The organism is Streptomyces lasiicapitis (assembly GCF_014646335.1).
Lineage (GTDB): Bacteria > Actinomycetota > Actinomycetes > Streptomycetales > Streptomycetaceae > Streptomyces > Streptomyces lasiicapitis.
On sequence record NZ_BMNG01000003.1, the window covers coordinates 515,852 to 541,611 of the forward strand.

A 25,760-nucleotide genomic window follows, 5' to 3' on the forward strand; every position below is an offset into this window, starting at 1 on the left:
TGCTGGGTCTCTCAGCTCGCCGGACACATGGCGCTGGACATGCGGCCGAGGTCGACGTGACGTCGACTGATCAAGGCGATTCCGGCGCGGGACATGACGGAAGCGTGGCATGCGTCTTTCGGTGCGGTCCACCTACGTCCGCATTGTGGACGTAGGTGTCCCACATGCTGGGCAGCACCCTTGTTCGGCCCCCCGGCCCTATGGGGGCTTCGCCCCCTTTCCCCCCCTTTATCGGCCCTCCGGGCCTCGTCCTCAAACGCCGGACGGGCTGATTCCCCCGGGCCAGGGGCCAGGAGTGGGCTGTTCTTGCTCCTGCGAGAGCTTCGTGTCGAAGAGTTTGAAGCCTCGGCGCTCGTAGTTGGTCATGGCGTGGTCGCCGTCGAGGCTGCAGGTGTGGAGCCACACGCGCTTCGTGGGCTCGCGGTCCGGCCAGCGGTCCGCGAGGTCCCAGGCGCGGGCCGTTCCGTACGACAGGAGGTGGCCGCCGATGCGCCGGCCCCGGAACGCCGGGATCAGGCCGAAGTAGACGATCTCGACGACGCCGTCGTCCTGCGGGTCCAGCTCCACGTACCCCGCGGGGGTCCCGCGGTCGTACGCGACCCACGTCTCCACGCCCGGCCGGGCCAGGTGCTCCTGCCACTGCTCGTAACTGAGCGAGAGCCGGTCCAGCCAGTGGATGTCGCCGCCGACGGCGGAGTAGAGGAAGCGGCTGAACTCGGGCGAGGGCACCTCCGCCCGCACGATCCGCACATCGCCCTCGGGCGCGGCGGCCGGCAGCAGATCGGTGGGCGAGGTCTGTTCCAGGGACCAGGTGGTGACAGTGATGCTCATGCACGGACCGTACCGGCCGACCGAGGAACCGTACCGTCCGCCCTTATGACTCGTGTCAGTCGACCCAGGGCCGCCGACCGGAGGTCAAGGCTCCGCCGCCGCCCGCGCGCGCAGCACCGCGGGCGCGAGGGAGTGCGGAAGCAGCCGCGACGCGTCGTCCGGCAGGACGAGGTCGACGTCGGCGTCCTCGTGGAAGCGGTAGGGCCGGTGCGCGAGGAGGCCGCCCAGATAGCGGCGGACGCGGGACAGCTCCGCGCGGACGGTCACCGTGCGCGCCGAGTCCCCGAACAGGTCCGCGGCGAGCCCCGCGGCGGTGCGGCCCGCCCGGTGCACGGCGAGCAGGTACAGCAACTCGGCGTGCCGGGGCGAGAGTTCATGCGTCCAGCACCCCGCGCTGCCGGTGACGGTGACCGTCCAGCGGTGCGCGCCGGACACGTCCACGACGACCCGTGTCGCGACGTCCGCCACGGCCTCGTCCCGCCCGGCCGCCCCGGCCCCGCCGTCGTCGAGCCGCAGCAGCCAGCCGCCGGCCAGCGGCGCCACCGCGCACATGCCGAGCGCGGGCACCCAGGCGTGCCCGTCGGCAAGGGACTTGGGCAGCGTGAGCCGGTCCACCGGTGGCATGCCGGTGACCGCCGCCGTCCAGCCGTGGGTGTCCACCGCGACGGCGCGCCCGCCGATCCGCGCGAGCACCGGCGCGGCCACCGACCGCAGCCGGCCGAGCGCCGTCACGTGCTCCTCGCGCAGCCGGGCCTCGGCGAGCTTGGCGACCGAGCCGACGAGGGCGAGCGTCGCCGGGTGCATGGTGTCGAGCGGCCCGCTGATGTCCACGACGCCGAGCAGCCGGCCGTCGCGCGGGTCGGTGATCGGCGCGCCCGTGCACGTCCAGCGGTGGTGGGTGAGCACGAAGTGCTCGGCGGAGAAGACCTGCACGGGGCGCCGGGCCACAAGCGGTGTGCCGATGCCGTTGGTGCCGACGATGCTCTCGCGCCAGTCGGCGCCGATCTCGAAGCCGTGCCCGTCGGCCATCCGAAGCACCGACTTGTTGCCCTCGCGCCACAGCAGCCGCCCCTCGGCGTCCGCGACGACCATGATGTGCTGCGCGACGTCGGCGACGGACAGGAGCCCCTCGCGCAGTACGGGGAGGATGTGCCGCAGCGGGGACGACTGCCGCCGCCGCTCTATCTCGTCGGTGCTCAGCATGCCCGAGCGGAAGTCGTGTTCGGGGTCGACGCCGCCCGCCAGCATGCGGTCCCAGGATGCGTCTATCACCGGCCGGGGCCCGACGCGGGGCCGCCGGCCGGCGATCCGGGCGTCCCGCACCTCCCGCAGCAGCCGCGCGGCCTGCACGGCGTTCACGGCCGTGAGCCGTTCGAGGTCGAACGTCGCGTGCGTGTTCATCACGGTTCCTCCCGCCGAGCGCGTCCCCGAGCCCGCCGGCAGCGGGGGACACGTCATCCATCGTGCCCTTCCGGGCGCGCGGAAGGACGTGCTTCAACCCAGGTGGTGCGATGCCGGACCACGACCGGCGTCCAGTGTTGCAACCCTCTGCAACTCTGGCGAACAGTCGTGCGGTGTTTGAAACTTGGCCGTGCGCCGCCCCGAGCGGCGTCCGTCCCGACGGGGCCTGAAAACCGGGGGTGGTGCCGTGTCGGCGCAGCACCACCCCCGTGACAGCGCCGTCGGGCGTGAACCTCCCCGCAGGACTGTGCGCGCCCGGCCGTTCCACCGGCCGGGCGCACATGCGTTCACAGCCGGACGGCCGCCCGCTCCACCACGGCCCCGAGGTCCAGGCTGTGCGGCAGCGTGCCGAACGCCGCGCCCCAGTCCCCGCCGAGCCGCGAGGCGCAGAACGCGTCGGCCACCTCCGGCGGCGCGTACCGCACGAGCAGCGAGCCCTGGAGCACCAGCGCCATCCGCTCCACGAGGCGGCGCGCCCGCGCCTCGATGCCGTCCAGGTCGGCGAGTTCGGTCAGCAGGCCCTTGATCGCCCCGTCCAGGCGGTGGTCGGCGCCGCGCGCCGCACCCACCTCCTCCAGGAAGGCGTTGAGCGCCTGCGGCTCCCGTTGCAACGCCCGCAGCACGTCGAGCGCCTGGACGTTGCCCGAGCCCTCCCAGATGGAGTTCAGCGGCGCCTCGCGAAGGAGGCGCGGCATCCCGGACTCCTCCACGTACCCGTTGCCGCCCAGGCACTCAAGGGCCTCGCCCGCGAGCGGCGTGCACCGCTTGGTCACCCAGTACTTCGCGGCCGGCACCGCGAGCCGCAGGAACGCCTGCTCGCGCTCGCTCCCGTCGTCGTACGCCGCCGCGAGCCGCAGCGCCAGCGTCGTCGCCGCCTCCGACTCCAATGCCAGATCCGCCAGTACGTTGCGCATCAGCGGCTTGTCGACGAGCTTGCCGCCGAACGCCTCGCGGTACGTGGCGTGGTGCACGGCCTGAGCGACCGCCTGCCGCATCAGCGCGGCGGAACCGATCACGCAGTCGAGCCGGGTCGCCGCCACCATCTCGATGATGGTGCGCACCCCGCGCCCCTCGTCCCCGACCCGGCGCGCCCACGTACCGTCGAATTCGACTTCGCTGGAAGCGTTCGACTTATTGCCGAGCTTGTCCTTCAGCCGCTGAATGGCGAAGACATTCCGCGAGCCGTCCTCCAGGACCCGGGGCACCAGAAAACACGTCAGTCCGGCCTCGGCCTGCGCGAGCACCAGAAAACCGTCGGACATCGGCGCGGAACAGAACCACTTGTGCCCGACGAGTTCATACGTCCCGTCCTCGGCAAGCGCCCGCGCCCGCGTCGTATTCGCGCGGACGTCGCTGCCGCCCTGCTTCTCCGTCATTCCCATTCCGAAGAGCACGCCCGCCTTTTCCGCGGCCGGCCTGAGCCCCTCGTCGTAGACCGTGGAGGTGAGCCGCGGCTCCCACTCGGCGGCAAGCGCCGGGTCGGCGCGCAGCGCGGGCACCGCCGCGTGCGTCATCGACACCGGGCAGCCGTGCCCGCCCTCGGTCTGCGTCCACACCAGGAAGCCCGCCGCGCGCCGCACATGCCCGCCCGGCCGGTTCCACGCCGACGTCAGACCCGCGGCGACGGCCTTGCCGAGAAGGCGGTGCCAGGACGGATGGAAGGCGACCTCGTCGATCCGGTTCCCATAGCGGTCATGTGTGTGCAGAACGGGTGGATTCTCATTCGCGAGCACTCCCCACTCCTGCGCCTGGGCGGAGCCCGCGGTGCGGCCGAGACCGGAGAGGTCGGCTCGCGCTTCGTCCAGGAGTCCCGGATCGAGATGGCGTTCGACTGCCTCCACGAGGGCGCGGTCGCACGCGAAGACGTCATATCCCACCAGGGGCGGAGCCTGGTTGGTCACTGTGTGGGTGGTGGCTGCCATGCCGATACGGTAAGGAGGTGCACCAGGCAAAAGAAACACCCGGGCGGCCACACGGCCGCTGGAAACGGGCCCGCGCTCTTTACCGCAACGTCTCCAAGCGCAGGACTGCCTGGCTGCTGCTGAAGGACACCGTCAACTCCTGCATCGAGTACCGCGTCCTGGGGCTCGCGGCGGAAGCGGCGTTCTTCACGCTGCTGTCCGTGCCGCCCCTGCTCCTGAGTCTCATCGGGCTGCTCGCGTACGTCGACCGGTGGACCGGCGCCGACACCATCACCAGCGTCGAGAACAACATCCTCGAGGCGTCCCGCACGATCCTGTCCGACAAGGGTGTCCGCGAGATCGCGCAGCCCATCCTCGAGGACGTCATGAAGGTCGGGCGGCCCGACGTCATCTCGATAGGGTTCCTTTTCGCCCTCTGGTCCGGCTCGCGCGCCGTGAACGTCTTCATCGACACCATCACCGTCATGTACGGCCTCGACGGCGCCCGCGGCATCGTCAAGACGCGGCTGCTCGCCTTCGGGCTCTTCCTCGTCGCCCTCGTCATCGGCTCCGTCGCGCTGCCGCTGATGGTGGCGGGGCCCGACGCGGTGGTGAAGCTGGTGCCGGGCTCGGCGACGGTCGTCCAGATCTTGTACTGGCCCGTCGTCACCATCCTGTCCGTCGTCTTCCTGACCACCCTCTACCACGTGTCGGTGCCCGTGCGGTCGCCCTGGGTGGAGGACATGCCCGGTGCGCTCATCGCCCTCGGCATGTGGGTGCTCGGCAGCTTCCTGCTCCGCATCTACCTCACAAGCACCGTCGAAGGGCCCACGATCTACGGTTCGTTGGCCGCGCCCGTCGCCGTGCTGCTGTGGATCGGCATCTCCGCCTTCGCGGTGCTCGTCGGGGCCGCGGTGAACGCCGCCATAGACCGGGTGTGGCCTTCCGTCGCCACGGCTTCGGCCCGTGAGGCCAATGAGCGGGTGCGGGAGGCTCGGGCCGCGGAGTTCGTCGCGCGTGCCGCGGCCGCGCGTGCCGCGGAGGATCCCGACGACCCGGACATGCCCTCCGAGTTCCCCGAACGCTGGTCCCGCTTCCTGCCCCCCGACGACGTGTCGTCCCGCCTGCGGGCCCACCACCACGGGAAGCGACACGGCGACGACGAGTAGGCCCTCGCGGGGCGCCCCAGTCCCGCCCCTTCCCGTAACCAGGGGGCTGCCGCCCCCTGGACCCCCGCCATCGGCCTGAACGGCCTCGTCCTCAAACGCCGGACGGGCTAAAACGGTGCCGCTGCGGCGGGGGGTTTCAGCCCGTCCGGCGTTTGAGGACGAGGCGCGGAGCGCCGACAGGGGGAGAGGGGCGAAGCCCCAGAAGGGGAGCGGGGGTCCAGGGGGCGGAGCCCCCTAGGGGGTCGGGGTCATCCCTTCCACAGGCCGGAGGCCGCTGCTTCGCGGACGAAGTCCGTGAATTCCCTCGGCTCACGGCCGAGAACCTCCCGCACGCCGTCGGAAACGTGCGCGTTGCGGCCGTCGAGATTCGTCTCGAAAAGCTCGATGAGGAATTCCACCTCACCCTCCGGCACCCCGAATTCCGTCAGCGCCGCCCCATAGGCCTGCGCCGGCACGGGAACGTACGTGAACTCCCGCCCGCCCACGGCGGAAATCTCGGCCACCGCGTCCCGGAAGGACAGCAGCCGCCCACCGCTGATCTCCAGAATCCGCCCGGCGTACCGGTCGCCACCGGCCAGCACCGCGAGGACGACATCCGCTATGTCGCGTACGTCGATGAAGGGCTCAAGCACCTCCCCGCCGGGGAAGACGAGCTCCCCGCCCTCCACCATCACGTCGGCCAGCGGCCCCTCGCTGAAGTTCTGGGCGAACCAGCTGGCCCGCACCACCGTCCACCGCTCCACCCCGGACTCCGCGAGCGCCGCCTCCGTCGGGTGGGCCTGGGTCTCGCCCCGCGCCGACAGGAGCACCAGGTGGCGCACCCCCAGCTCGGCCGCCTGCCGGGCGAACGCGCCGACCGCCTCGGCGGCACCGGGCCCGCCCACGTCCGGCTGGAAGGCGAGGAAGGCGACGTCGGCGCCCCGCAGGGAGTCCGCCCACGTCTCCGCGTCGTACCAGTCGAACGGCACCGCGCCGGAGCGGGAGGCGGCCCGCACCTCGTGCCCGGCCGCCAGCGCGGCCTCCGCGACACGGCTCCCGACCCGCCCGGTCGCCCCGGTGACCAGCACCGTCAGCGCCTCCGAAGTGGCCTCGGCGGCCTGCGTGTTCACCGTCGTGCTCTGCTGCGTGTTCTCCGTGTTTTTCGTCATGCCCATAGTCAACAGTCGCCCGCGCACGGGAACCATCCGCGAAGGGCTCACGGCCATACGCGTGCGTCTACGCTGCCCCCATGGACGTACTCGCCGGCCTCCTGGAAGGCCCCCGGGCCCGCGGGGCCTTCATGATCCGCGCCTGCTTCGACCCGCCCTGGTCGGTCCGCATCGCCGACGAGGCACCCGTCTCGGTCATGATCGTCGTGCGCGGCGAGGCCTGGATCGTCCCGCAGGACGAGGACGGCGCCCCCCGCGACGACCACCCGCCCCGCCTGCTCCGCCCCGGGGACGTGGCCATCGCCCGCGGCCCCGACCACTACCTGGTCGCGGGCGACCCGGAGACCAAGCCGTTCGCGGAGATCGGCCCCGGCCAGGAGTGCGCCCCGATGCACGGCGCGCCGAAGGACCACTACAGCGACCTCGGCCTGCGCGCGTGGGGCGAGCGCGACGGCTCGGTCGAGCTCCTCATCGGGACCTACCAGATGCGCGGCGAGATCACCGGACGGCTCCTCGACGCCCTGCCGCCCCTGCTGGTCCTGCCGACCGAGGTGTGGGACTGCCCGCTGACGCCGTTCCTCGCGGAGGAGATCAACAAGGACGAGCCGGGCCAGGAGGTCGTCCTCGACCGGCTCCTCGACCTGCTGCTCATCGCCGCCCTGCGGGCCTGGTTCTCCCGCCCGGAGGCCGAGGCCCCCGCCTGGTACCAGGCCATGGGCGACCCCGTCGTCGGCCCCGTCCTGCGGCTGCTCCAGGACGACCCGGCGCACCCGTGGACCGTCGCCTCGCTCGCCGCGAAGGCGGGCGTCTCCCGGGCCGCGCTCGCCCGCCGCTTCAGCGAGCTCGTGGGCGAGCCGCCGATGACGTATCTGACCGGCTGGCGCCTCGCCCTGGCCGCCGACCAACTGCGCGACAGCGACCTGACCATCGCCTCCGTCGCCCGCAAGGTCGGCTACGGCAGCGCGTTCGCGCTGTCCAGCGCCTTCAAGCGGGAGTACGGCGTCAGCCCGCAGGAGCACCGCACGGGAGCGTCGTAGCCTGGCGGTATGACGGTCGTCGGGAGAGGTCGCGGGCGCGCGTCGCCGCCGCTTGCTTCGTACGCGTACGCCGAGCGGTCCTCCACCGCCCTGCCCGGCGCCGTCGTCTGGACGAAGAACGCGCCCGCCGCCTCTGGCACCTCAGGAACCCCCGACACTCCCGCTGTCGCCGCTGTGCTGCCCGACGGCTGCATGGACCTGCTGTGGACCGAGGGCCGGCTCTTCGTCGCGGGCCCCGACACGCACGCCTACCTGCCCGGGACCAAGGAACCGGGCCGGTACGTCGGCATCCGCTTCGCCCCCGGCACCGCCCCCGCCCTGCTCGGCATCCCCGCCCACGAACTGCGCGACCAGCGCGTGGAGTTGACCGATCTGTGGGGCGCCGCGGAGGCGCGCCGCCTCACCGCGCGCGTGGACGCCGCCGCCGACCCCATGGCCGCCCTGGAGCACATCGCGGGCGAGCGCGGCGCGGACCGGCCGCCGCCCGACCCGCTCCTCGCCGAGGTCGTGCGGTCCCTGAACGCCGGGCGCGGCGTCGCGGAGACCGCCGACGCCGCCGGCATCGGCGCACGGCAGCTGCACCGCCGCGCCCTGCCCGCGTTCGGCTACGGCCCCAAGACCCTCGCGCGCGTGCTGCGGCTCCAGCGGGCGCTCGCCCTTGCCCGCGCCGGGCTGCCGTACGCGGACACGGCGGCCGTGGCGGGCTACGCCGACCAGGCCCATCTGGCCCGTGACGTCAAGGAACTGACGGGCATGCGGCTCGGCGAACTGCTCGGCCCCGCCTGACGGTTGAGGCGCGGTCAGCCGGGCAGGGGCGCGAAGAGTTCGGCGCCGTTGCCGTCGGGGTCGAGCACGATCGCGTACCGCTGGCCCCACTCCGCGTCGAACGGCTTCAGCTCCGAAGGGTGCCCCGCGGCCACCAGCTCCTCGTACACCGCGTCCACGCCCGCGGGCGTACCGCACTGGAAGGCGAGCCCGATCCGCCCGGCGCCGGGTACGGCCCGCCAATCGGGGGCGAAGGAGCGCACGGTCTCCTCGGTGTCGAAGGCGACGCGCAGGCCGTTCGGAAGGGCGGCCTCCACATGTGGCAGGTCCTCGGCGCCGGCCGGGAATTCGAGGCCGAGCCTGCGGTAGAAGGCGAGGGACGCCGTCAGGTCGGACGTGACGATGCCCACCAGTTCCAGGCGGGGCGTGACGCGCGGCGTGCTGCCGGTGGTTTCGCCGGTCTTGGCTGTGATGTCGGTGTCGTTGCTGTTCATGCCTGTGAGCGTAGGCAACGGGGCGGCGCGTGGTCTTGAAGGAATCGGACACGAGCGGGTCGCGCACAGGGGTGCAGCCCGGGCGCGGGCGGCGCCCGTGGCTGTCCCGGGGCCCGAATCCTCGCTACGGTGGTTGCATGGGTATCCCTGGCGAGAACCATCTGGCGGCAGCCGTCGTGGCCCACCGGGGCCGTGTGCTGCTCGTGCGGCGCAGCGAGACCGAGCGGTTCCTGCCACGTGTGTGGGGGGTTCCCTGCGGAAAGCTCGAACCGGGCGAGAGTCCGCGCGACGGCGTGCTGCGGGAGCTCAAGGAGGAGACCGGCCTGCTCGGGCACGTGGTGCGCAAGGTCGGCGAATCGTCCTTCGTCAGTCAGTACAAGGGCAACGAGGTCAAGAACTGGCAGGACAACTTCCTCGTCAGGCCCCTCAGTCTCGACATCACGCTGCCCCACCCCGACCAGGACCACCGCTGGCTCACCCCCGGCGACCTGGGCACGGTCGAGATCGACGACTACAACCTCGACATCGTGCGCCAGGCCCTCAGCAGGCTGCGCAGCCGCTGACCCGAAGTTGCTGATGGGCAGCCGCCGCTGGGCAGTCGCTCCTACCTGCGGGCCGCCAACTCCTCGCTGCCGCCGATCAGTTCGGCCAGCGTCCGCAGCTCCGCCAGATACTCCGTCACCTCCAGCGGCTCCTTGGAGTACGCCTGCGCGCGGCGCCCCGAAGCGCCACCCGTGAACACGTCCGTGTAGCGCCGCCGGCCCACACCCGTCTCCAGGAACAGCGTCACCGCCGTCCCCGGCGAGGCGCACCAGGCCCGGTGCAGGGCGTCCGACTGCAGGGCGTAGCCGCTGCCCGCCGCGTACTCCGCCGTCTGCGTCAGCCGGAGCCGGGCTCGGCCCGCGGGTTCCAGAAGCCAGTCGCTGACCTCCGTCGACAACGACTCGCGGTAGCGCTCCGCCGCCAGCGGGCCGTCGCCCGCCGTCTCGTACAGCTCCATGCCGAGGGTGCCGTGCACCACGTAGGAGGCGAGCGGGGAGCGGTGGTTGTGGATGTCCTCGCGGCCCGCCCGGCGCGAGCCGGGGTGCCAGACGTGGGCGCGCAGCATGTGCCGGGTGCCGACGTCGATCAGGAGCAGCTTGTCGAAGCCGAGGACGTGCCGGTACGACAGGCGCGCGCACCCCGACGGATCACCAAGGCCCGACGCCAGCTCCGCGACCAGCGCCAACAGCCGCCCCGGGGAGCCGAGTTCGGCGACCACCGCGCGCGCCGCCCGTACCAGCTCCTCCTCGTCGAGGTCGGCAGGGCCGTCGAGGGATCCCTCGAGCAGCCGCCGGGCCCGCAGCACGTGCCGACCACCCATATGCGGTCACGCCGCCCTTCCTTCGGTTCCGTCCCGCCCGCCGGGACGCGAAGCCGGAGTTGAGAGCCGGTCTTTGAACCCCCGCCTGCGCCCCGCCGCCCGGCACGCACGCCGATCGCACGCACCGAACGCCGCTGCGCCCGCGCTCCGCGCGAACGACGGGGGTTCAAAGACCGGCTCTCAGGCGTCCGGCTGATACATCCATACGGCATGTGCGCGCAGCGCCGAAAGCCCTTGATAGGTCATCCACAGCGGGCGGCCGAGATCGTGCCCGTCCCAGTTCCAGATCCCGTCGTCCTGCTGGCGCAGCACACTCGCGACCGCGTCCGCGAGGAGCGCGTGCCACGCGTCCTCGCGGTCCTCGGCGGCGGCGATCTCCCAGGCGCCCGGCGTAAGCAGCGCGCGCACCATCCACGCGGCCGTGAAGTGCCGTACGAAGAGGACCTCTTGACGCCAGGAGTCCTGCGGGTGCGGGCGGCGCACCTCCTCCTGCGTGTTGACCAGGTCGGCGCAGGCCTCGTGCGCGGGCATCGGGCAGGACAGCAGCCAGCGGATGCCGTCCTCGCGCGCGGCCCGGGTGTTGGTGTCCTCGCCGAGGACGCGGGCCGCGCGGTCCAGGGCGACGACGGCCTGCGCGGTGTGCGCGGGCGAGGGCCGCGTCGGGTGCGCCGCCGACGAGCGCAGGCTCGGTCCCCAGCAGCGGCGGTGCTCGCGGGCCGGGTCGGTGATCGTCCGGTCCACCAGCTCGTCGCGCAGGCGGGCGATGACCGGGGACTCGGGCGCCGCGCGCAGCATGCCCCGCAGCACCGTCGTCACGACATGGGTGCGGGCCAGGCCCGACGGCTCCAGGTCCGCCGTGAAGCGGGCCGCGCAGCGCGCCGCCTCGTCCGCGAGCCGCGCCGGGTCCGCGCCCGCGCGGGCGAGCGCGCCGAGCACCAGGGCGCTCACCTCGGGCCGCGGCACCGACCCCTGCGAGCGCGCGGCCCAGCCGCCGTCCGCGAGGCGCAGCCGCCACAGCGTCTCGACCAGCTCCGAAGTGTTCAACCTGCCGTCCTGCACGCCGAGTTCGAGGACCAGGTGCAGTCCGTACGCCGTGCCGGTGGGCGTGGGCCTGACCGGCTCGGTCTGCTCGTCGAGGGCGTGCCGCCAGCCGGTGAGGAGGCCGCGGTCGGGGTCGTCGACGACCGCCAGCTCCGAGTGCAGGGTGTGGTGGGTCGCGGCGGCGAGCGCCGGGAACGGGCCGGGGGAGCCGGTGGACCGCGGGCCGGTGCCCGGGGTGCGTGGCGCGGCGGTGGTCGTACCGGCACCGTCCGGGGTGGCTCGCGCGCGCAGCAGCGCCGCCGCCAGCCAGGCGGCCACACCCGTGCCCACGCCGCTGACCGCCGCGATGCCGTACCGCGCGGCGTCGCCGGAGATCTCCTGCGGCAGCACGCCGACCAGGGACTGGAACACCGCGTACCCCGCGGCGGCGCAGCCGAAGCCGCCGAGCCAGCCCACGAACCGGCCCTGGCGCGAATCGCCCGGGGCAGGCGGCTCGGGATCGGGCCGGACCGGGCGGCGGCCGAGCTGCTGCTGTGACACAGGATGTTCCCTCCCCCCAGGGCGGCGCGTGGGTCGTCGTGATTCCCAGTCTAGGCGGCCGTAACCGTGTTTCCCCGGGTCAGGGAGGGTTCGAAAGCCGGCCGTCGAGGGGCGCGCCGCCCCGTGGTCCCGCTGTCACCGCCTCCTTGCGGCCGCCGAGAAGGTGAAGGTGAACTCGGCCGGTGCCACCCGGAGTTCGTGCTGCGGCAGCACCCCGGGCCCGCACGACTGCGAGCCGATGCCGCGCTGCCCGTGGTCGAGGTGCACCCACACCGTGTCACCCGGCGTCAGGTCCGTGCGGTGGGCCGCCGCGTCGAGCTGCTCGCTGCTCCAGCGGCGGGCCGTGAACCAGAACGCGGGGTCGCCCACGATGCGTACGCCCTCGCCGTCGATGCCGGTGCGCAGCTCGGCCCAGCGGACGTCGGCGCGGGCGCCGTTCTCCTGCGGGCGGACGTACGGCGTCTGCATGCGGTCCACGGGCATGGACCAACGGCTCACGGTGGAAGCCGACTTGGTGTCCGGATAGCCCTCGCCGGGGCCGCCGCCGAACCACTGCGCGTAGCCGAGCGCGGCGGGAAGCCCGATCCGGACGCCGAGCCGGGGCAGCGGCACCTCCCAGTCGCCCTCCGGCGTCACCGACACCGCGAGCCGCAGGTCGGTGCCGTCGGACGTCCAGCGGTAGACGGTGCGCAGCGCGAGGTCGCGGGCGGCGGGTGCCATCCGGGTGCGGACGGTGAGCGCGTCCGCGCCCGACGCGCCCAACTCGACGTCGTCCAGGCGGTGGTGCATGCGGTCCAGGCCCAGCTTGCGCCACAGCGGGCCGTAGCGGGTGTCGGGCTGCCAGGGCGCGCCGTCGTCGTTGTCGGTGGTCGCGCGCCATACGTCCAGGCGGGGCGCGGCCGTCAGGGTGAGCGTGTCCAGGGCGCGCAACTCGCCGGTGCGGACGTCGAATCGGCCGGGGCCGAGGGCCACGTCGTAGCCGCGGCGGCGCGGGCTCTCACCGGTGGCGACGGGCACCGGCGGGCGCGGCGTGACGGCGAAGTCGGCGCGGGCCACCACGTGGTCGAGCGAAGTCCAGTTGGTCTCCTCGCAGACCATGGCGGTCAGATACAGCCGCGTCTCGGCGCCGCTCGCCGCCGCGGGCGGGTCGGGCAGCTTCAGCTCGACGCTCTCGCCGGGGCCGAGTTCGGGCGGCACGTCCAGCGGGCCCGAGGCGTCCCGCTCCGCGCCGTCCATGAGGTACGTCCACTCGAAGGCCAGCTCCGAAAGGTCCGCGAAGGCGTAGAGATTGGTCACAGACACCGTGCCGGACACCGGGTCGTAGCCGAACCGCACCGGCTGGATCACCCGCTTGTAGTCGAGGAGCCCGGGGGACGGCGTGCGGTCGGGGAAGCACAGGCCGTCCGCGACGAAGTTCCCGTCGTGCAGCTCCTCGCCGAAGTCGCCGCCGTAGGCGAAGCCGTACGCCGGGTGTCGCAGGCCGTGGTCGATCCACTCCCAGACGAACCCGCCCTGCAGCCGCTCGTACCGCTCGAACAGGTCCTGGTACTCGCGCAGTCCGCCGGGGCCGTTGCCCATGGCGTGCCCGTACTCGCAGAGAATGAAGGGGAGTTGACGCCGCGTCTCGGAGCCTTCGTCCTCGCCCCGGCCGATGCGTTCGACCTCGGCGTGGTCGGCGTACATGCGCGAATACATGTCGGTGTCCCGGCACGAGGGGTCGCCCTCGTAGTGCAGCAGCCGGTCCGGGTCCCGCTCCCGGATCCACGCGGCCATCGCGCGCAGGCCCTTGCCCGTGCCGCACTCGTTGCCGAGGGACCACACGATCACCGACGGATGGTTCTTGTCCCGCTGGACGGTGCGGGTGGCGCGGTCGAGCAGGGCCGGGGTCCAGCGGTCGTCGTCGGCGGGGTTGCCGCGCCAGCCCAGCATCGTGAAGCCGTGCGTCTCCAGGTCGCACTCGTCGATGACCCAGAGGCCCAGCTCGTCGCACAGGTCCAGGAAGGCCGGGTGCGGCGGATAGTGGGACGTACGCACGGCGTTGATGTTGTGCTGCTTCATCAGCCGGACGTCCGCGCGCATCGTGGCGAGGTCGAGGGCGCGGCCCTTCTCCGGGTGGAACTCGTGCCGGTTCACGCCGCGGAAGAGCAGCGGCCGCCCGTTCACGGTGATCAGCCCGTCCGTCAGGGCGACCGTGCGGAAGCCCACCCGCAGCGCGATCCGCTCGCCCGCGGTGGCCAGCTCGGCGTCGTAGAGCCGGGGCCGCTCCGCCGACCACGGCTCGACCGGCACGGTCACGCTCTCGCCGGTGGCGACGTCGACACCCAGCTCCGGCACCGTCACCCGGCCCGGCACCTCGGAGTCCACCCGCAGCGTGCCGGTGCCGTCCTCGTGGTCGTACGAGGCGTGCGTGAAGAAGTCGCGCGCGGCGCCCTCGGGGCGGTGCAGGAGCGTCACGTCCCGGAAGATCCCGGGCAGCCACCACTGGTCCTGGTCCTCCAGGTACGACCCCGACGACCACTGGTGCACCCGTACGGCCAGGACGTTGCCCTCCGGCCGCAGCAGGTGCCCGACCGCGAACTCGTGCGGCAGCCGCGAGCCCTTGAAGTCGCCGAGCGGCGTCCCGTTCAGCCACACCCGCGCACACGACTCGACCCCGTCGAACCGCAGCACCGCGTCCCCGCCCGCCGGCCAGTCCGCAGGCAGGTCGAAGCCGCGCAGGTGGTCACCCGTCGGGTTCTCCGTCGGCACCCGCGGCGGGTCGACGGGAAACGGATACATCTGATTCGTGTAGAGGGGCGAGCCGTGGCCCTGCAACACCCAGTGTCCGGGCACGACGACCTCGTCCCAGGCCGCGGCGTCGAACCCGGCGGCGGCGAACGACTCGTCGGGCCCGCAGGCACCCGGTGAGAGCCGGAACCGCCAGCTTCCGTTCAGCGAAAGGGAGACGGCGTCCGAACCGGCGCACCACACACGCGGCGGCAGACCGCCGGTACCGGGGGATACGTCCTCGTGGTAGGGGAGCTCCATGGGTCCATCAGAACGTGCCGGGGCGGTGAGGCTCAATTCTTTGCGTCGGAGCGTTGTTGGATTCTTGAGGAACAGATTGGACGGAACGAGGGGGCGGGCGGGGGCGTGCGGGCCGTCCGGGTGAGGAAAAAAGGAGTGGCAGCCCGTCGGAGGCGGGGGCTACAGTGCTGAACGTTCCTCGGCGGTGCATCACCGCCGATGTCGGCTGAGCAGGTCTTCAGGAGGTGTAACTCATGGCTGTCGTTGCGCAGGGCGCTGCCCGCATCCAGACGTTCATGCACATCACCTCCGTGGTCTCCGGCTGACCTACCTTTCTCTTGCGTGCCTGTCGGGCGCGCGGGCCGGGGCCACCCTTGTGAAGGGTTCCCCTTGTCCTCCTCAGCTTTTCCGGGTTCCTCCGGCGAACTCGACTTCTCTTCCCTCTCCTCCGGCGCCGCCTCGCACCCCCTCGCCCCCTACGGCTGGGACGAGGAGTGGGCCGCCGCCTTCGCCCCGTACGCGGAGCGCGGGCTGCTGCCCGGACGGGTCGTCCGCGTCGACCGCGGCAGCTGCGACCTCGTCGTCACCGAGGAAGGCGTCGTCCGCGCCGACACCACCTTCGTCACCCCGCACGACCCGCTGAGGGTCATCTGCACCGGCGACTGGGCGGCCGTCGACGCGCCCGGCGGCGACCCGCGCTACGTGCGGGACTACCTGCCGCGCCGCACGTCGTTCGTGCGGTCCACCTCCTCCAAGCGGTCCGAGGGGCAGATCCTCGCCGCCAACGTCGACCACGCGGTCATCGCCGTGTCGCTGGCCGGTGAGCTGGACCTCGGCCGCATCGAGCGGTTCCTCGCCCTCGGCTGGGAGTCCGGCGCGCAGCCGATCATCGCGCTCACCAAGGCCGACCTCGTGCCGGACGCCACCGCGCTCTCGTACCTCGTCGAGGACGTCGAGACGACTGCGCCCGGCGTGCAGGTGCTGCCCGTCAGCGCCGCCAACGGCGAAGGCGTCGACGTCCTCGCCGCCGTCGTCTCGGGCGGCACGTCCGTGCTGCTCGGGCAGTCCGGCGCGGGCAAGTCCACCCTCGCCAACGCCCTCGCCGGCGCCGAGATCATGGACGTACAGGCGATCCGTGACGTCGACGGCAAGGGGCGGCACACCACCACCACCCGCAACCTGCTCGTCCTGCCCGGCGGCGGTGTCCTCATCGACACGCCGGGGCTGCGCGGCGTCGGCCTCTACGACGCCGGGACCGGCGTCGGACAGGTCTTCGCCGAGATCGAGGAGCTCGCCGAGGGCTGCCGCTTCCAGGACTGCGCGCACGTCGCGGAGCCCGGCTGCGCGGTGCTTGCCGCGCTTGAGGACGGGATTCTGCCTGAGCGGCGGCTTGACAGCTACCGCAAGTTGATTCGTGAGAATCAGCGCATTGTCGCCAAGACCGATGCTCGGGTCCGGGCCGACCTGCGCCGTGAGTGGAAGCGGCGGGGCGCCGAGGGGAAGGCCGCCATGGAGGCCAAGCGGGGGCGGGTGCGCTAGCGCGGTGACTTGTCTGCGGGCCGGTGGGGGCTGGTCGCGCAGTTCCCCGCGCCCCTTACGGGGCGCGGGTACCTCACACCGCGCCGGGGCGGCGAACGCGGCGTCCGATTTCCGCTAGCCCCGGTGGCCGCCCCGGACCACACTGGATGACGTGAGTGACCACGACACCAGGTACGAAGCCGTACGCAGCCGCGACGCCCGTTTCGACGGTGAGTTCTTCTTCGCCGTCGAGACGACCGGCATCTACTGCCGGCCGAGCTGCCCGGCCGTCACCCCCAAGCGTCAGAACGTCCGCTACTACCCGACGGCCGCCGCCGCGCAGAGCAACGGCTTCCGCGCCTGCCGCCGCTGCCGCCCGGACGCCGTGCCCGGCTCCGCCGAGTGGAACGTCCGCGCGGACGTCGTGGGCCGCGCCATGCGCATGATCGGCGACGGTGTCGTCGACCGCGAGGGCGTCGGCGGCCTCGCCGTCCGCCTCGGCTACAGCGCCCGCCAGGTCCAGCGCCAGCTCACCGCCGAGCTCGGCGCGGGCCCGGTCGCCCTTGCCCGCGCCCAGCGCGCGCACACCGCCCGCGTGCTGCTCCAGACCACCGACCTGCCGGTCACGGAGATCGCCTTCGCCGCCGGGTTCGCCAGCGTCCGGCAGTTCAACGACACGATCCGTGCCGTGTACGAGCTGACGCCCACCGCCCTGCGCGCCGCCGCGCCCAAGCGGGGCGGCGGCCGCGGCACCCCCTCCGCCGGCATCCCGCTGCGCCTCGCCCACCGCGGCCCCTACCAGGCCGCCGCCGTCTTCGACCTGCTCGCGCACGAGGCCCTGCCCGGCGTGGAGGACGTCAGCGGAGAGCGCGGCGCCCGCACGTACCGGCGCACGCTGCGCCTTCCGTACGCCTCCGGGATCGTGGCCGTCGAGGAGCGTGACGCGCGCCGGGGCGGCGACGCCCACCGCTGCGGCTGGCTGGAGGCCCGTCTCTTCCTGTCCGACCTGCGCGACCTGACGACCGCCGTCCAGCGCCTGCGCGGCCTCTTCGACCTGGACGCCGATCCGTACGCCGTCGACGAGCGCCTGTCCGCCGACCCCCGCCTCGCCCCGCTGGTCCGCGCCCGCCCCGGCCTGCGCTCGCCGGGCGCTGCCGACCCGGAGGAGTTCGCGGTGCGGGCGGTCGTGTCCAGGGAGGAGGCGCGGCGCCTGGTCGTCGAGCACGGCACGCCGCTGCCGTCGCCGTGCGGCACGCTCACGCACGTCTTCCCCGCGCCCGAAGCCCTCGCCCACCGCCTTCCGCTCGCGGCCGCCCTCGCCGACGGCACCGTGTGCCTGGACGCGGGCGCCGACCGCGACGACGCCGAGCGGCACCTGCGGGAAGTGCCCGGAGTGGACGCGAGAGCCGCCGCGGCCATCCGGATGCGGGCCCTCGGTGACCCCGACATGGCCGTACCGGGCGAGCACCTTTCCGACGCGTGGCGGCCCTGGCGGTCGTACGCGGTACGTCACCTGTGGACGGACGCGGGACAGCCGGGGCCGCGTGCGGAGGAGGAGCGACTCCTCACCGCGTAGCGGACCCGGCTGTCGGGGCGGGTGCTGCAACTGCCTTATGGGGTACGTGAGTTCAGCCCTGGGGCGGTGGCGGACCGGCGCGCCCGCCGTACCGCGTACCAGCCCGCCGCCGTCAGCGCCGCGGCCAGTGCCGCGGCCCCGGTCACCGTCTGCCCGGTGGACGCCAGGCTGCCGTCCGACCCCGCGCCGCCGCCGACGGACCCGGCGGAGCCGTCCGAACCCGCGCCACCGTCCGATCCGCCCGCCGCGCCGGACGCCCCGCCACCCGAGTCGCCCCCGGCCGAACCGCCGTCGGCAGCACCGCCGTTGTCCCCTCCGTCACTGGAGCCGCCGTCGGAGCCGTCACCGGGATCGCCCCCGGTCCCGCCGTCCCCCGTGCCGGGCCCGCCCGGCCCCCCGTCGCCGGGTTCCGCGCGCACCGTCAGTGTCACCGGCTCCGTGCGGGCCGTACCGGCGTCGTTGGTGAACTCGGCGCGGTAGCGGTAACCGTCGTGCGACGCAAGGGACTTGAAGGTGTACGAGGGGTCGGTGGCGCCCTCGACCGGGCGCCACGACTCGCCGCCGTCGGTGCTCTCCTGCCACCGCACGGCGGGCTCCGGGGAGCCCTTGGCCTTGGCCGTGAACGTGACGTCGGACCCGGCGGTGACCGTCAAGTCCTCGGGAGATTCCGTGATTTCGGGGGGCGTGTTCCGTTCGATCCGGGTGACGCGGCCCTGCGCCGGGCTTGTCACGAAGACCTCGGCCCCGCCCGGCGCCACGGTCACCGCCGCGGAGCCGAGCTGGGCCTCGTTGCCGGGCAGCGGGAGCGGCTCGGCAACGTCCTTCAAGGTGATGGTGTCGACCACGGTCAGCGATCCCCGGCCGTCGTAGCCGGGCGCCCCCGGGTCTCCGACATCCTGCCGGGCGATGTACGCGCGGGCGCCGTCGAAGGCCACGTCCCGTGCCAGATCCGTGTCCTTGACGGTGCCGCGCGGCGCGCCGTCCGGGCCGAACACCATCACCTCGTCCTGTCGTCCCACCCACACCGATCCGGTCGCCGGATCGACGGCGGTGAAACCCCCTGACCCCTCTGCCCCTTGCGGCACGGGGAGTTCGACGGTCTTCGCCACGGTGAAGGAGGCCGTGTCGACGCGGTACAGCTTGTTCTGCGCCAGGTCCGTCCACCACACCGCGCGCCGCTCGGCGTCGACGGCGAACCGTCCGGCGCCCGGCAGGGCCAGCGACCGTTCGACCTTGCCGGTGGCCGTCTCGACCTCGGTGAGCGCGGTGCCCTGCGCGACCAGCGTCGTCCCCTCCGTGACGCCGGGCCCGACATCGGTCACCTTGGCGCCCGCCAGCCAGACGCCCTTCGCCTCCGTGTCGCCGTCCTTGGCCGTGCCGAGGCCCTTGAGCGGATAGTGGAAGACGACGCCGTCGCCCGGCAGCGGACCGGCGATCCGGTGCACGGCGGACTCGCGCGGCACACCGGTGGAGCCGGGCGCTTTGCTGGTCCGGCCGCGCACGGTGCCGTCGGCCCGGTCGAGGACGTACAGACCCATCTCGTTGACGTCCGCCGTGCCCGCGTCGTCGTCGGAGCCGACGTACAGCTTCTTCGAGTCGGGGTGGATCAGGACGTCGAGCGGCTTGCCGGCCGTGGTGAAGTCGCCCGTGCGGCGGTAACTGTCCTTCTCCTCGGGGGCGTTGGCGTCGCCGGGCGCGAAGCCGGTGGTGAGAGTGGCGAGCGTCAGCGCCGACGCGGTCAGCAGGGGCATGCGTCTCATCGAGTGGCCGCCCGGACTACTGGAAGGTGACCGGGATGTGCACGTCGTATTTGCGGTCGCCGGAGTCGAAGTGGTCGGCGCGCGTCACGATCGCGCACTCCACCGTCTCGCCGCACACCTTGCCGTTGCCCAGGTCGGCCTTCACATGGATTTTCACCGAGAAGCTGCCGCCCGCGCCGAACCGGGAGCTGTTCGGTACGGTGCCGCCGCCCGCATTGGACACCCAGTGCGAGGCGCCCGTCGTGCCCGACTGGTCCTGGCCGCCCAGGCACGGCGTCGGCTTGTTCGCGCCGGGCGCCCCGGAGACCGCGCACAGGCCTACGTACACGCCCTGCCCGGAGTTGTAACCGGTCCCGGACACCGTGACGTTGGCGCCGCCGGCCGCGGCGGAGTCCGGCCCGGTGAGCTTCAGGTGGTATGTCGTGCCGCCGTCGGTGATGGTGCGCTCGGCCGTGACGTCGGCCGCCGTCGCGGTTCCGGCGAAGGCGGCCGTGAGCGCGGCGGCGGCGAGGGCGGTGACGCAGGCGCGGGTGCGAACGCGGGTGCGGGTGGGCATGGTTGACGGCACCTCTCGGGTGTCGGGGAGGAGACGCGCCAGAGCGAGCCTCCACTTAGGTAAGGCATACCTAAGTCGCTCTGGCGGTCCCTGTCAACGCCTCCCTGATGCCTCTCCGTCCAGCCCCCAGCTGTGAATGCGCTTGGGATGAATGCGGATCAGCTCCTCGCTGAAGTGCGGGCCCAACGCGTGCGGACCGGTGAGCAGTTCGGCCTCACCGCGAATGTCCACGCCCCGCACCCGCCACGGCCGTTCGCTCACGATGTCGTCGACGACGAGCGCGACTCTCGGATTGGCCCGCAGATTGCGCCACTTCTTCGTGGTGCCCATCGACTGGCCGCCGATCAGGATCGTGCCGTCGTCCTGCGGGAAGAACCCGACGGGGTTGGCCTGCGGCTGCCCCTGCGGGTCGACGGTGGCGAGCCTGCCCAGGCGCTGGGACTTCAGGTACGCGCGCTCGGCCGCGCTGAATTCGGTCATGGGGCGAGGCTGGCACGAGGATCGGGTTCGCGCACTGCTCACGCCGAGGGCAACCCCCACCGAGGCGCGTCCGCGTTCGGCTCGACCGGCCTCACCCGCAGGTCCGGCCGGTCACCGCGCGCCGTGATCAGCGCCGAGCCGCCCCTGCCGAGCGCGACATGGATCGCGCCGCCACCCGCGTCCTCGTACCGCAGGGGCCGCCCCCGCCCGTCCCGCACCTCGATCGGCCCGGCGATCCCGTGCCGCACGACACACGGCGCGCCCGCCTCGCTCACCAGGCGCACCCACCGCGTCGCCCCCTTCTCCCGCACCGCGCTGAGCAGGAACGCCCCCTGCGTACGGAAGTCGTGCACGGCGAGGTCCGCCCACGCGGCGGGCAGCGCGGGGAACACGCGGATGACGTCGCCCCACGACTGGCACACCATGTCGTGCAGCGACTGCGCGGCCGACAGCGGCGTCTCGATGACCGGGCCCGACTCCTTGTACATGGTGTTGGCCTGGATGAAGCGGCTCATCAGCTCGCCGAGGTATTTCAGGGCGTCCTCGCCCTTGCCGAGCAGCGCGGAGACCGACGCCGCGCCGGTGAACGTATAGCCCTGCAGGGCGCCTTCGAAGCCGACCCAGTGCGCCAGGGACTTCTCGATCAGCGCCTTCTCGGCCGGGGTGCGGCCCGTGACCTCGTACAGCGGATAGACCGCGAGCAGATGGGAGTAGTGGCGGTGCGACTTCGCGAAGGGGATGTCCGCGCCGATCATGTAGCCGTGTCCGTCGGTGGGGTACGTGACGAGCCTGGCCAGGACCTCGCGCCAGCGCGGGGCCAACTCGTCGTCGACGCCGAGGAGTTCGGCGGAGTCCAGGAGGGTGCGGCAGCCCCAGGTGAGGAGCATCAGGTCGTAGTTGCAGTCGCGGCTGTTGCCGCCGTACTCGGGGGAGAAGGTCGCCGGCAGGTGCAGCTTGCCGTCGGGGCCGGGCTGGAGGAAGTGCAGGTAGTAGTTGACGGCGCCGCGCAGGAGAGGGAAGAGGACGTCGCGCAGGAGCGCGGTGTCCATGGTGTGGCGGTAGCTCAGCCAGACGTTGTGGAGTGCCCAAGTGAGGTTGCCGACCTCGGGAGTCGGCGGGTCCTGGCCCGGGATGCCCACGCCGTACCCGCCGTTGGTGACGGAGGCGCCGTTGACCAGGCGGGTGTCGGTGGTGCGGGGCACGCCGAGGGAGTCCGCGCGGTACGGCGCGGCGACCTCCTTGGCGAGGTTGTCCCGGAACTCACTCAACGCCCGTGTCACTGCGTCGAGTTCGAGGTGGTTGGAGCCGTGGATCAGCCAGTACTCCAACTGCACGTTCAGGTTCCACCAGGTGTTCGGCCACGGCGTCGGCTCCAGCCAGGGGCCGCAGGTTGCCATCACCGGGGCGTCGCGGCGGGCCGCGGCCGCCGTCTTGTAGAGCTGGATCCAGTAGAAGCGCTGCATGCGCGCGTCGGGCAGGGACAGGAAGCTCTTTCGGTAGTACGCGTCCCACCATGCGCGGTGCGGCGCCGCGAAGGCGTCGTACGGGAGCCGGGCGGCGGACCGCACCGCGCGCACCGCCCGGTCGCGGGCCGTGGACTTCGGGTGCGAGTGCGCCACGTGGACGTACAACGTCCGTGCCCCGCCCCGCTGTTGCTCCCGCCAGGCGGTGACGTGCTGTCCGCCCGCGAGCAGCGGCTGCACGGCCGCCGACACGCCGTCGTGCTGCTCGACGCGTGCGGGCGGGTTGCCCTCGTACCCCGTCGGCACCGGCTTGAACGCGGCCCGCGGGCTGATCGCCTCCGCCGGATGGAACACCCAGCGGAAGCCGCGCTCGCCCGCGCTCGCGGTCACCTCCACCGCGAGGACGGCGCGCGAGCTGTGCACATGCGCGCGGAGGCGGAGCGTGCCGCGGTCCGTGGTGAGCGTCCCCGTCAGCTCGGCGTCGCGCAGCCGAAGGCGCCAGTCGAGGCCGGTGATCGTACCGACGGGCTCCAGCGTGAGGTGGCCGATCGGAAGCCGGGCGAGACCGAAGAGGGAGCCGAACTGCGGTCTGTGGTCCTGCACTTCGGAGTGCTGGACGTTGAAGCGGACCGCCTTCGTCTCGCGGCCCGGCTCCGCGTAGATCCCCGAGCCGAGGAAGCCGTTGCCCAGGAACGGGCCCTCGTACCAGGTCCTCGGCATCCGCCGCCAGACCATGTCCGCGTCGTCGAGGACGGTGCGCCAGGGGTCGGGGGCGTGGTCGTGTCCGTGGTCGCGGCCGGGGGCGGCGTGCGCGGCCTGCGCGGGGAGGCCGCCGACCAGCACCGCCCCGCCGAGCGCGGGTCCGGTGGCGAGCACGGCTCTTCTGGTCGGTCTGGGCATCAGGCCTCCTGGCCGCTTCGCGTCGCTGAGTCATCGGAGGTATCTGCCGCTGAAAGCTAGAGATGACGTACGGGTACGTCAATGAGTAGGGAGAGATCGGATGTACAAAGCGCGGTGAGGCAGACCGTCAGCCGCCCCAGATCTCCGCCCCCACCCACGCCCCCACGATCAGCAGACACGCGAACAGCTCCACGAACACGCTCCACCCCCCGGCCCGCAGCGCCGTCCGCACCGCCGTCACCGCCTCACCGTGCCCGCCGAGCCGCACGCGCTCGGCCACGTACAGACCGCCGACGAACCCCGGCAGCGCGCCGAGCACCGGCACCACGCAGAACCCGAGCAGCGCGCCGCCGCCCGCGAACACCGCCATCCGCCGGGTCGCCCCCGACTCCCGCAGCCGCCGGGGCGGCAGCTGCCAGCGCACGGCCTGGGACAGCAGGAGCACCACGGTCGCGCCGACCAGAACCCCCCAGGCGAGCCCCCGCGGGTCCTGGAGCGCCCACCACGCGGTCCCGGCCCACACCAGCCAGGACCCCGGCACCCCGGGCACCAGCACTCCGCACAGGCCGAGCAGCATCACCACGCCGACCAGCAGGAGTTCCCACGCTCCCATCTGCCCAGGGTGCAGGAGCGGGTACGAAACCGCAGGTCGGGGTCAGTCCTGGGGCCCCGCGTGGGGGGCGGTCCCGAAGGGCCCGGCGGCCGCCTCGCGGGCCACCCAGCCCCGTTCGTACGCGTGCCAGCCCAGCTGCAGCCGCGTCGTCACGCCGGTCAGCTCCATCAGCCGCTTCACCCGGCGCTGTACGGTGCGCAGCCCCAGGTCGAGCTGTTTGGCGACGCTCGCGTCGGTCATCCCGGCGAGCAGCAGCGACAGGACCTCCAGGTCCGTGCCGTCCGGCCCCTCGGTGTCCGCCTCGCGCACCGCGCCGTCCTCGCCGAGGCGCAGCGGCAGCGCCGTGCGCCACACCGCCTCGAAGAGGCCCGTCAGGGACTCCAGGAGGCCGCTGGCGTGCACCACGAGCGCCGCGGGTTCCGCCGTGCGGGACGTCAGCGGCACCATCGCCAGGGAGCCGTCCACGACCACCAGCTTCGTCGGTACGCGGTCGGCGACCCGCACCCGCTCCTCGCGCCGCATCGCCGCGGACACCTCCAGGAGGCCGGTGGGCGCGGCGAGCACCTCCCGCTCGATGACCACGCGGTAGCGCACGCCCCGGTTGGCGGCCTGCTCCTCCGCGTCGTTCTCCACGCCCGTCACCGCGACCGGCCTGCCCGTGACCAGCGCGCACACCTCGTGGCTCGCGCCGAGCTGGAGCTGCAGGAAGCGCTGCGAGACGGCGGCCGCGCCGGTCACCACCTCGACCAGGTCGTGCACGGTGGGCTCCGCGGCCTGCGCCCGGTACTCCTCGGCGAGCAGGGTCGCCGCCAGCTCCGCCTTCTCCAGCTCGTGCCGGTGCTGGGTCAGCAGCGCGCCCAGGGCCACGCCGGGCGGCGCCGCCACCCAGCGGCCCGCCCGGCCCGACGCCTGCGCGGCCAGGCCGTGCCGTTCCAGGCGGCGCAGCGCGCGCTCGGTCTCCGGCTCGCCGAGCGTGAGGCGGCGCGCCAGATCGGGCACGTCGGCGGCGCCCACCGACACCAGCGCCCGGTACGCCGCCTCGTGCGTGTCGTCCAGACCTATCGCTGCCAGCATGCGGCGACGCCCCTCCCGATGGCTCTCCGGGCAGGCCAGGCCCCCCGATCGTGCTGGCGCGTTCCACCCCGCCGTGGCGGAAAGCGGCCACGGCGTAAACCCGCCGCGAACATCATCCCCGCAGTACCCGCCGGTCTGCCAAGGTGGGCCCCCGCGCCGGGCGGTCCTCCCGTGGGGGGTGGGGCCGCCCGGCGCCCGGCCCGCCGCTCGCTGAAATTTCCGGATGCACCGTTTTCGTACGCCCTGTGCGGTGGACAATAGGGTCATGAGCCAGCAGGGGGAGAGGCACACCGGTCGCGGGGCCAGTTCCGGCCAGGAGGACGACTGGTGGGGGCAGCTGTACGACGAGTCGAAGGACGACGCGGGGCCTGCGGCCGCGGCTGATTCTCTGGACGACCGGTTTGCTTCGGCGGCTGTGACTGTGTCTGGCGGGGACGCTTTGTCTGGCGAGGGCGCCTTGGACGAGGGGGAGTCGGCGGCCGACTCCGGGTCCGCGTCCGGCTCCGCCGAGGAGGGGAGTACTGCGTACGCTGCCGGGGGTCCTGGCGGGCGGAAGGGTGTCCCCGGCCAACGGGGTGCGGCGGCGGGGGATGTGAGCTCGGCTCACCGGGAGGATGGTGAGGCCGGTCCGGTCCGCCGTGAGGCCGAGTCCGCGCGCAGTGGGGACGCCCCGGATCGCCGCGAAGCGGACCTGGCCCGTGGTGAGGCCGACAGTGTGCGTGGTGAGGCCGGTCCCGTTCGCCGTGAGGCCGACTCCGCCCGTAGCGGGGATGCCCCGGTTCGACGTGAAGCGGACCTGGCCCGTGGTGAGGCCGAGGCGGCCCGAGCCGAAGCCGACTCGAGTCGCAGTGAAGTCGACCCGGCCCCGCGGGCCACCCCTGCCCCTCAACGGGGCCCCCTCCCGGACTGGTTGACGTCCTCCGCGCCCCGGCCGCCCCAGCGGCCCACCCCGGAACCGTCGCAGCGTGCTCAGCCTCCGACGCCCGAGCCACCTCGCCGCCCGGCCCCGGAGCCGCCGCAGCCCCCTCGGCCGCCGATGCCCGAACCGCCTCGCGGCCCAGCCC

Annotated in this window: 20 protein-coding genes; 6 read left to right on the forward strand and 14 right to left on the reverse strand. The window is 73.2% G+C overall.

Annotated features, from left to right (window positions below):
- Nucleotides 1–252 precede the first annotated feature (252 nt).
- The 3 genes from IEY91_RS07805 to IEY91_RS07815 all read right to left on the reverse strand — a co-directional run bounded on the left by IEY91_RS07805 (nucleotide 253) and on the right by IEY91_RS07815 (nucleotide 4,214).
- Nucleotides 253–831 (reverse strand): GNAT family N-acetyltransferase, encoded by a 579-nt coding sequence (locus tag IEY91_RS07805; protein ID WP_189173357.1) that lies wholly within the window; start codon nucleotides 829–831, stop codon nucleotides 253–255.
- 84 nt (nucleotides 832–915) lie between these two features.
- Nucleotides 916–2,232, reverse strand: coding sequence for a GAF domain-containing protein (locus IEY91_RS07810; protein ID WP_164319214.1), 1,317 nt, complete (start codon nucleotides 2,230–2,232; stop codon nucleotides 916–918).
- Between the two features lie 347 nt (nucleotides 2,233–2,579).
- Nucleotides 2,580–4,214 carry an acyl-CoA dehydrogenase family protein gene (locus IEY91_RS07815; RefSeq protein ID WP_164319212.1) on the reverse strand — a complete coding sequence of 545 codons (1,635 nt, stop codon included), beginning with the start codon at nucleotides 4,212–4,214 and terminating at the stop codon, nucleotides 2,580–2,582.
- Between the two features lie 17 nt (nucleotides 4,215–4,231).
- Between IEY91_RS07815 and IEY91_RS07820 the strand changes: the two genes are divergently transcribed.
- A complete protein-coding gene (locus IEY91_RS07820; RefSeq protein WP_189173358.1) occupies nucleotides 4,232–5,362 on the forward strand; it encodes a YihY/virulence factor BrkB family protein in 1,131 nt (376 codons plus the stop codon).
- A 248-nt stretch (nucleotides 5,363–5,610) separates the two neighbouring features.
- Here IEY91_RS07820 and IEY91_RS07825 read toward each other — a convergent pair whose 3' ends face one another.
- Complete coding sequence (locus tag IEY91_RS07825; protein WP_189173359.1) at nucleotides 5,611–6,510, reverse strand: NmrA family NAD(P)-binding protein; 900 nt, start codon at nucleotides 6,508–6,510, stop codon at nucleotides 5,611–5,613.
- An 80-nt stretch (nucleotides 6,511–6,590) separates the two neighbouring features.
- On the opposite strand from IEY91_RS07825, the gene IEY91_RS07830 reads away from it, so the two are divergent.
- On the forward strand, nucleotides 6,591–7,547 hold the full coding sequence (locus IEY91_RS07830; RefSeq protein ID WP_189173360.1) for an AraC family transcriptional regulator: 957 nt from the start codon (nucleotides 6,591–6,593) through the stop codon (nucleotides 7,545–7,547).
- Between the two features lie 9 nt (nucleotides 7,548–7,556).
- Nucleotides 7,557–8,333, forward strand: a complete 777-nt coding sequence (locus IEY91_RS07835) for a DUF6597 domain-containing transcriptional factor (RefSeq protein WP_189173361.1) — start codon at nucleotides 7,557–7,559, stop codon at nucleotides 8,331–8,333.
- A 14-nt stretch (nucleotides 8,334–8,347) separates the two neighbouring features.
- On the opposite strand, the gene IEY91_RS07840 is transcribed toward IEY91_RS07835, so the two are convergent.
- Nucleotides 8,348–8,806 carry a VOC family protein gene (locus IEY91_RS07840; protein ID WP_229696776.1) on the reverse strand — a complete coding sequence of 153 codons (459 nt, stop codon included), beginning with the start codon at nucleotides 8,804–8,806 and terminating at the stop codon, nucleotides 8,348–8,350.
- 137 nt (nucleotides 8,807–8,943) lie between these two features.
- Here IEY91_RS07840 and IEY91_RS07845 point away from each other — a divergent pair, with 137 nt between their 5' ends.
- On the forward strand, nucleotides 8,944–9,369 hold the full coding sequence (locus IEY91_RS07845; protein WP_164319202.1) for an NUDIX hydrolase: 426 nt from the start codon (nucleotides 8,944–8,946) through the stop codon (nucleotides 9,367–9,369).
- A 41-nt stretch (nucleotides 9,370–9,410) separates the two neighbouring features.
- Here IEY91_RS07845 and IEY91_RS07850 read toward each other — a convergent pair whose 3' ends face one another.
- From IEY91_RS07850 to IEY91_RS07860, 3 genes are all read right to left on the reverse strand, one after another.
- Nucleotides 9,411–10,169, reverse strand: coding sequence for a hypothetical protein (locus tag IEY91_RS07850; RefSeq protein WP_189173362.1), 759 nt, complete (start codon nucleotides 10,167–10,169; stop codon nucleotides 9,411–9,413).
- A 180-nt stretch (nucleotides 10,170–10,349) separates the two neighbouring features.
- Complete coding sequence (locus tag IEY91_RS07855) at nucleotides 10,350–11,750, reverse strand: prenyltransferase/squalene oxidase repeat-containing protein (protein WP_189173363.1); 1,401 nt, start codon at nucleotides 11,748–11,750, stop codon at nucleotides 10,350–10,352.
- Between the two features lie 135 nt (nucleotides 11,751–11,885).
- Nucleotides 11,886–14,777: a glycoside hydrolase family 2 TIM barrel-domain containing protein gene (locus IEY91_RS07860; protein ID WP_189173364.1), complete on the reverse strand. Its 2,892-nt coding sequence runs from the start codon at nucleotides 14,775–14,777 to the stop codon at nucleotides 11,886–11,888.
- 369 nt (nucleotides 14,778–15,146) lie between these two features.
- Between IEY91_RS07860 and rsgA the strand changes: the two genes are divergently transcribed.
- On the forward strand, nucleotides 15,147–16,295 hold the full coding sequence (gene rsgA / locus IEY91_RS07865; protein WP_189173365.1) for a ribosome small subunit-dependent GTPase A: 1,149 nt from the start codon (nucleotides 15,147–15,149) through the stop codon (nucleotides 16,293–16,295).
- A 151-nt stretch (nucleotides 16,296–16,446) separates the two neighbouring features.
- Nucleotides 16,447–17,850, forward strand: coding sequence for a DNA-3-methyladenine glycosylase 2 family protein (locus IEY91_RS07870; RefSeq protein ID WP_189173366.1), 1,404 nt, complete (start codon nucleotides 16,447–16,449; stop codon nucleotides 17,848–17,850).
- A gap of 35 nt (nucleotides 17,851–17,885) precedes the next feature.
- Here the strand turns inward: IEY91_RS07870 and IEY91_RS07875 are convergent, their stop codons facing one another.
- From IEY91_RS07875 to IEY91_RS07895, 6 genes are all read right to left on the reverse strand, one after another.
- On the reverse strand, nucleotides 17,886–19,601 hold the full coding sequence (locus IEY91_RS07875; RefSeq protein WP_229696777.1) for a DUF8696 domain-containing protein: 1,716 nt from the start codon (nucleotides 19,599–19,601) through the stop codon (nucleotides 17,886–17,888).
- 25 nt (nucleotides 19,602–19,626) lie between these two features.
- The gene (locus IEY91_RS41645; protein ID WP_229696778.1) at nucleotides 19,627–20,166 is read right to left on the reverse strand and encodes a hypothetical protein; all 540 of its coding nucleotides are present in this window, start codon (nucleotides 20,164–20,166) and stop codon (nucleotides 19,627–19,629) included.
- A 93-nt stretch (nucleotides 20,167–20,259) separates the two neighbouring features.
- Entirely contained in the window at nucleotides 20,260–20,646 is a 387-nt protein-coding gene (locus IEY91_RS07880) for a PPOX class F420-dependent oxidoreductase (RefSeq protein ID WP_189173367.1), read from the reverse strand.
- Nucleotides 20,647–20,684: 38 nt separating this feature from the next.
- Complete coding sequence (locus tag IEY91_RS07885; RefSeq protein WP_189173368.1) at nucleotides 20,685–23,009, reverse strand: glycosyl hydrolase family 95 catalytic domain-containing protein; 2,325 nt, start codon at nucleotides 23,007–23,009, stop codon at nucleotides 20,685–20,687.
- Nucleotides 23,010–23,136: 127 nt separating this feature from the next.
- The gene (locus IEY91_RS07890; protein WP_189173369.1) at nucleotides 23,137–23,622 is read right to left on the reverse strand and encodes a DUF456 domain-containing protein; all 486 of its coding nucleotides are present in this window, start codon (nucleotides 23,620–23,622) and stop codon (nucleotides 23,137–23,139) included.
- A 42-nt stretch (nucleotides 23,623–23,664) separates the two neighbouring features.
- The gene (locus IEY91_RS07895; RefSeq protein WP_189173370.1) at nucleotides 23,665–24,696 is read right to left on the reverse strand and encodes a helix-turn-helix transcriptional regulator; all 1,032 of its coding nucleotides are present in this window, start codon (nucleotides 24,694–24,696) and stop codon (nucleotides 23,665–23,667) included.
- Nucleotides 24,697–25,760: the final 1,064 nt, after the last annotated feature.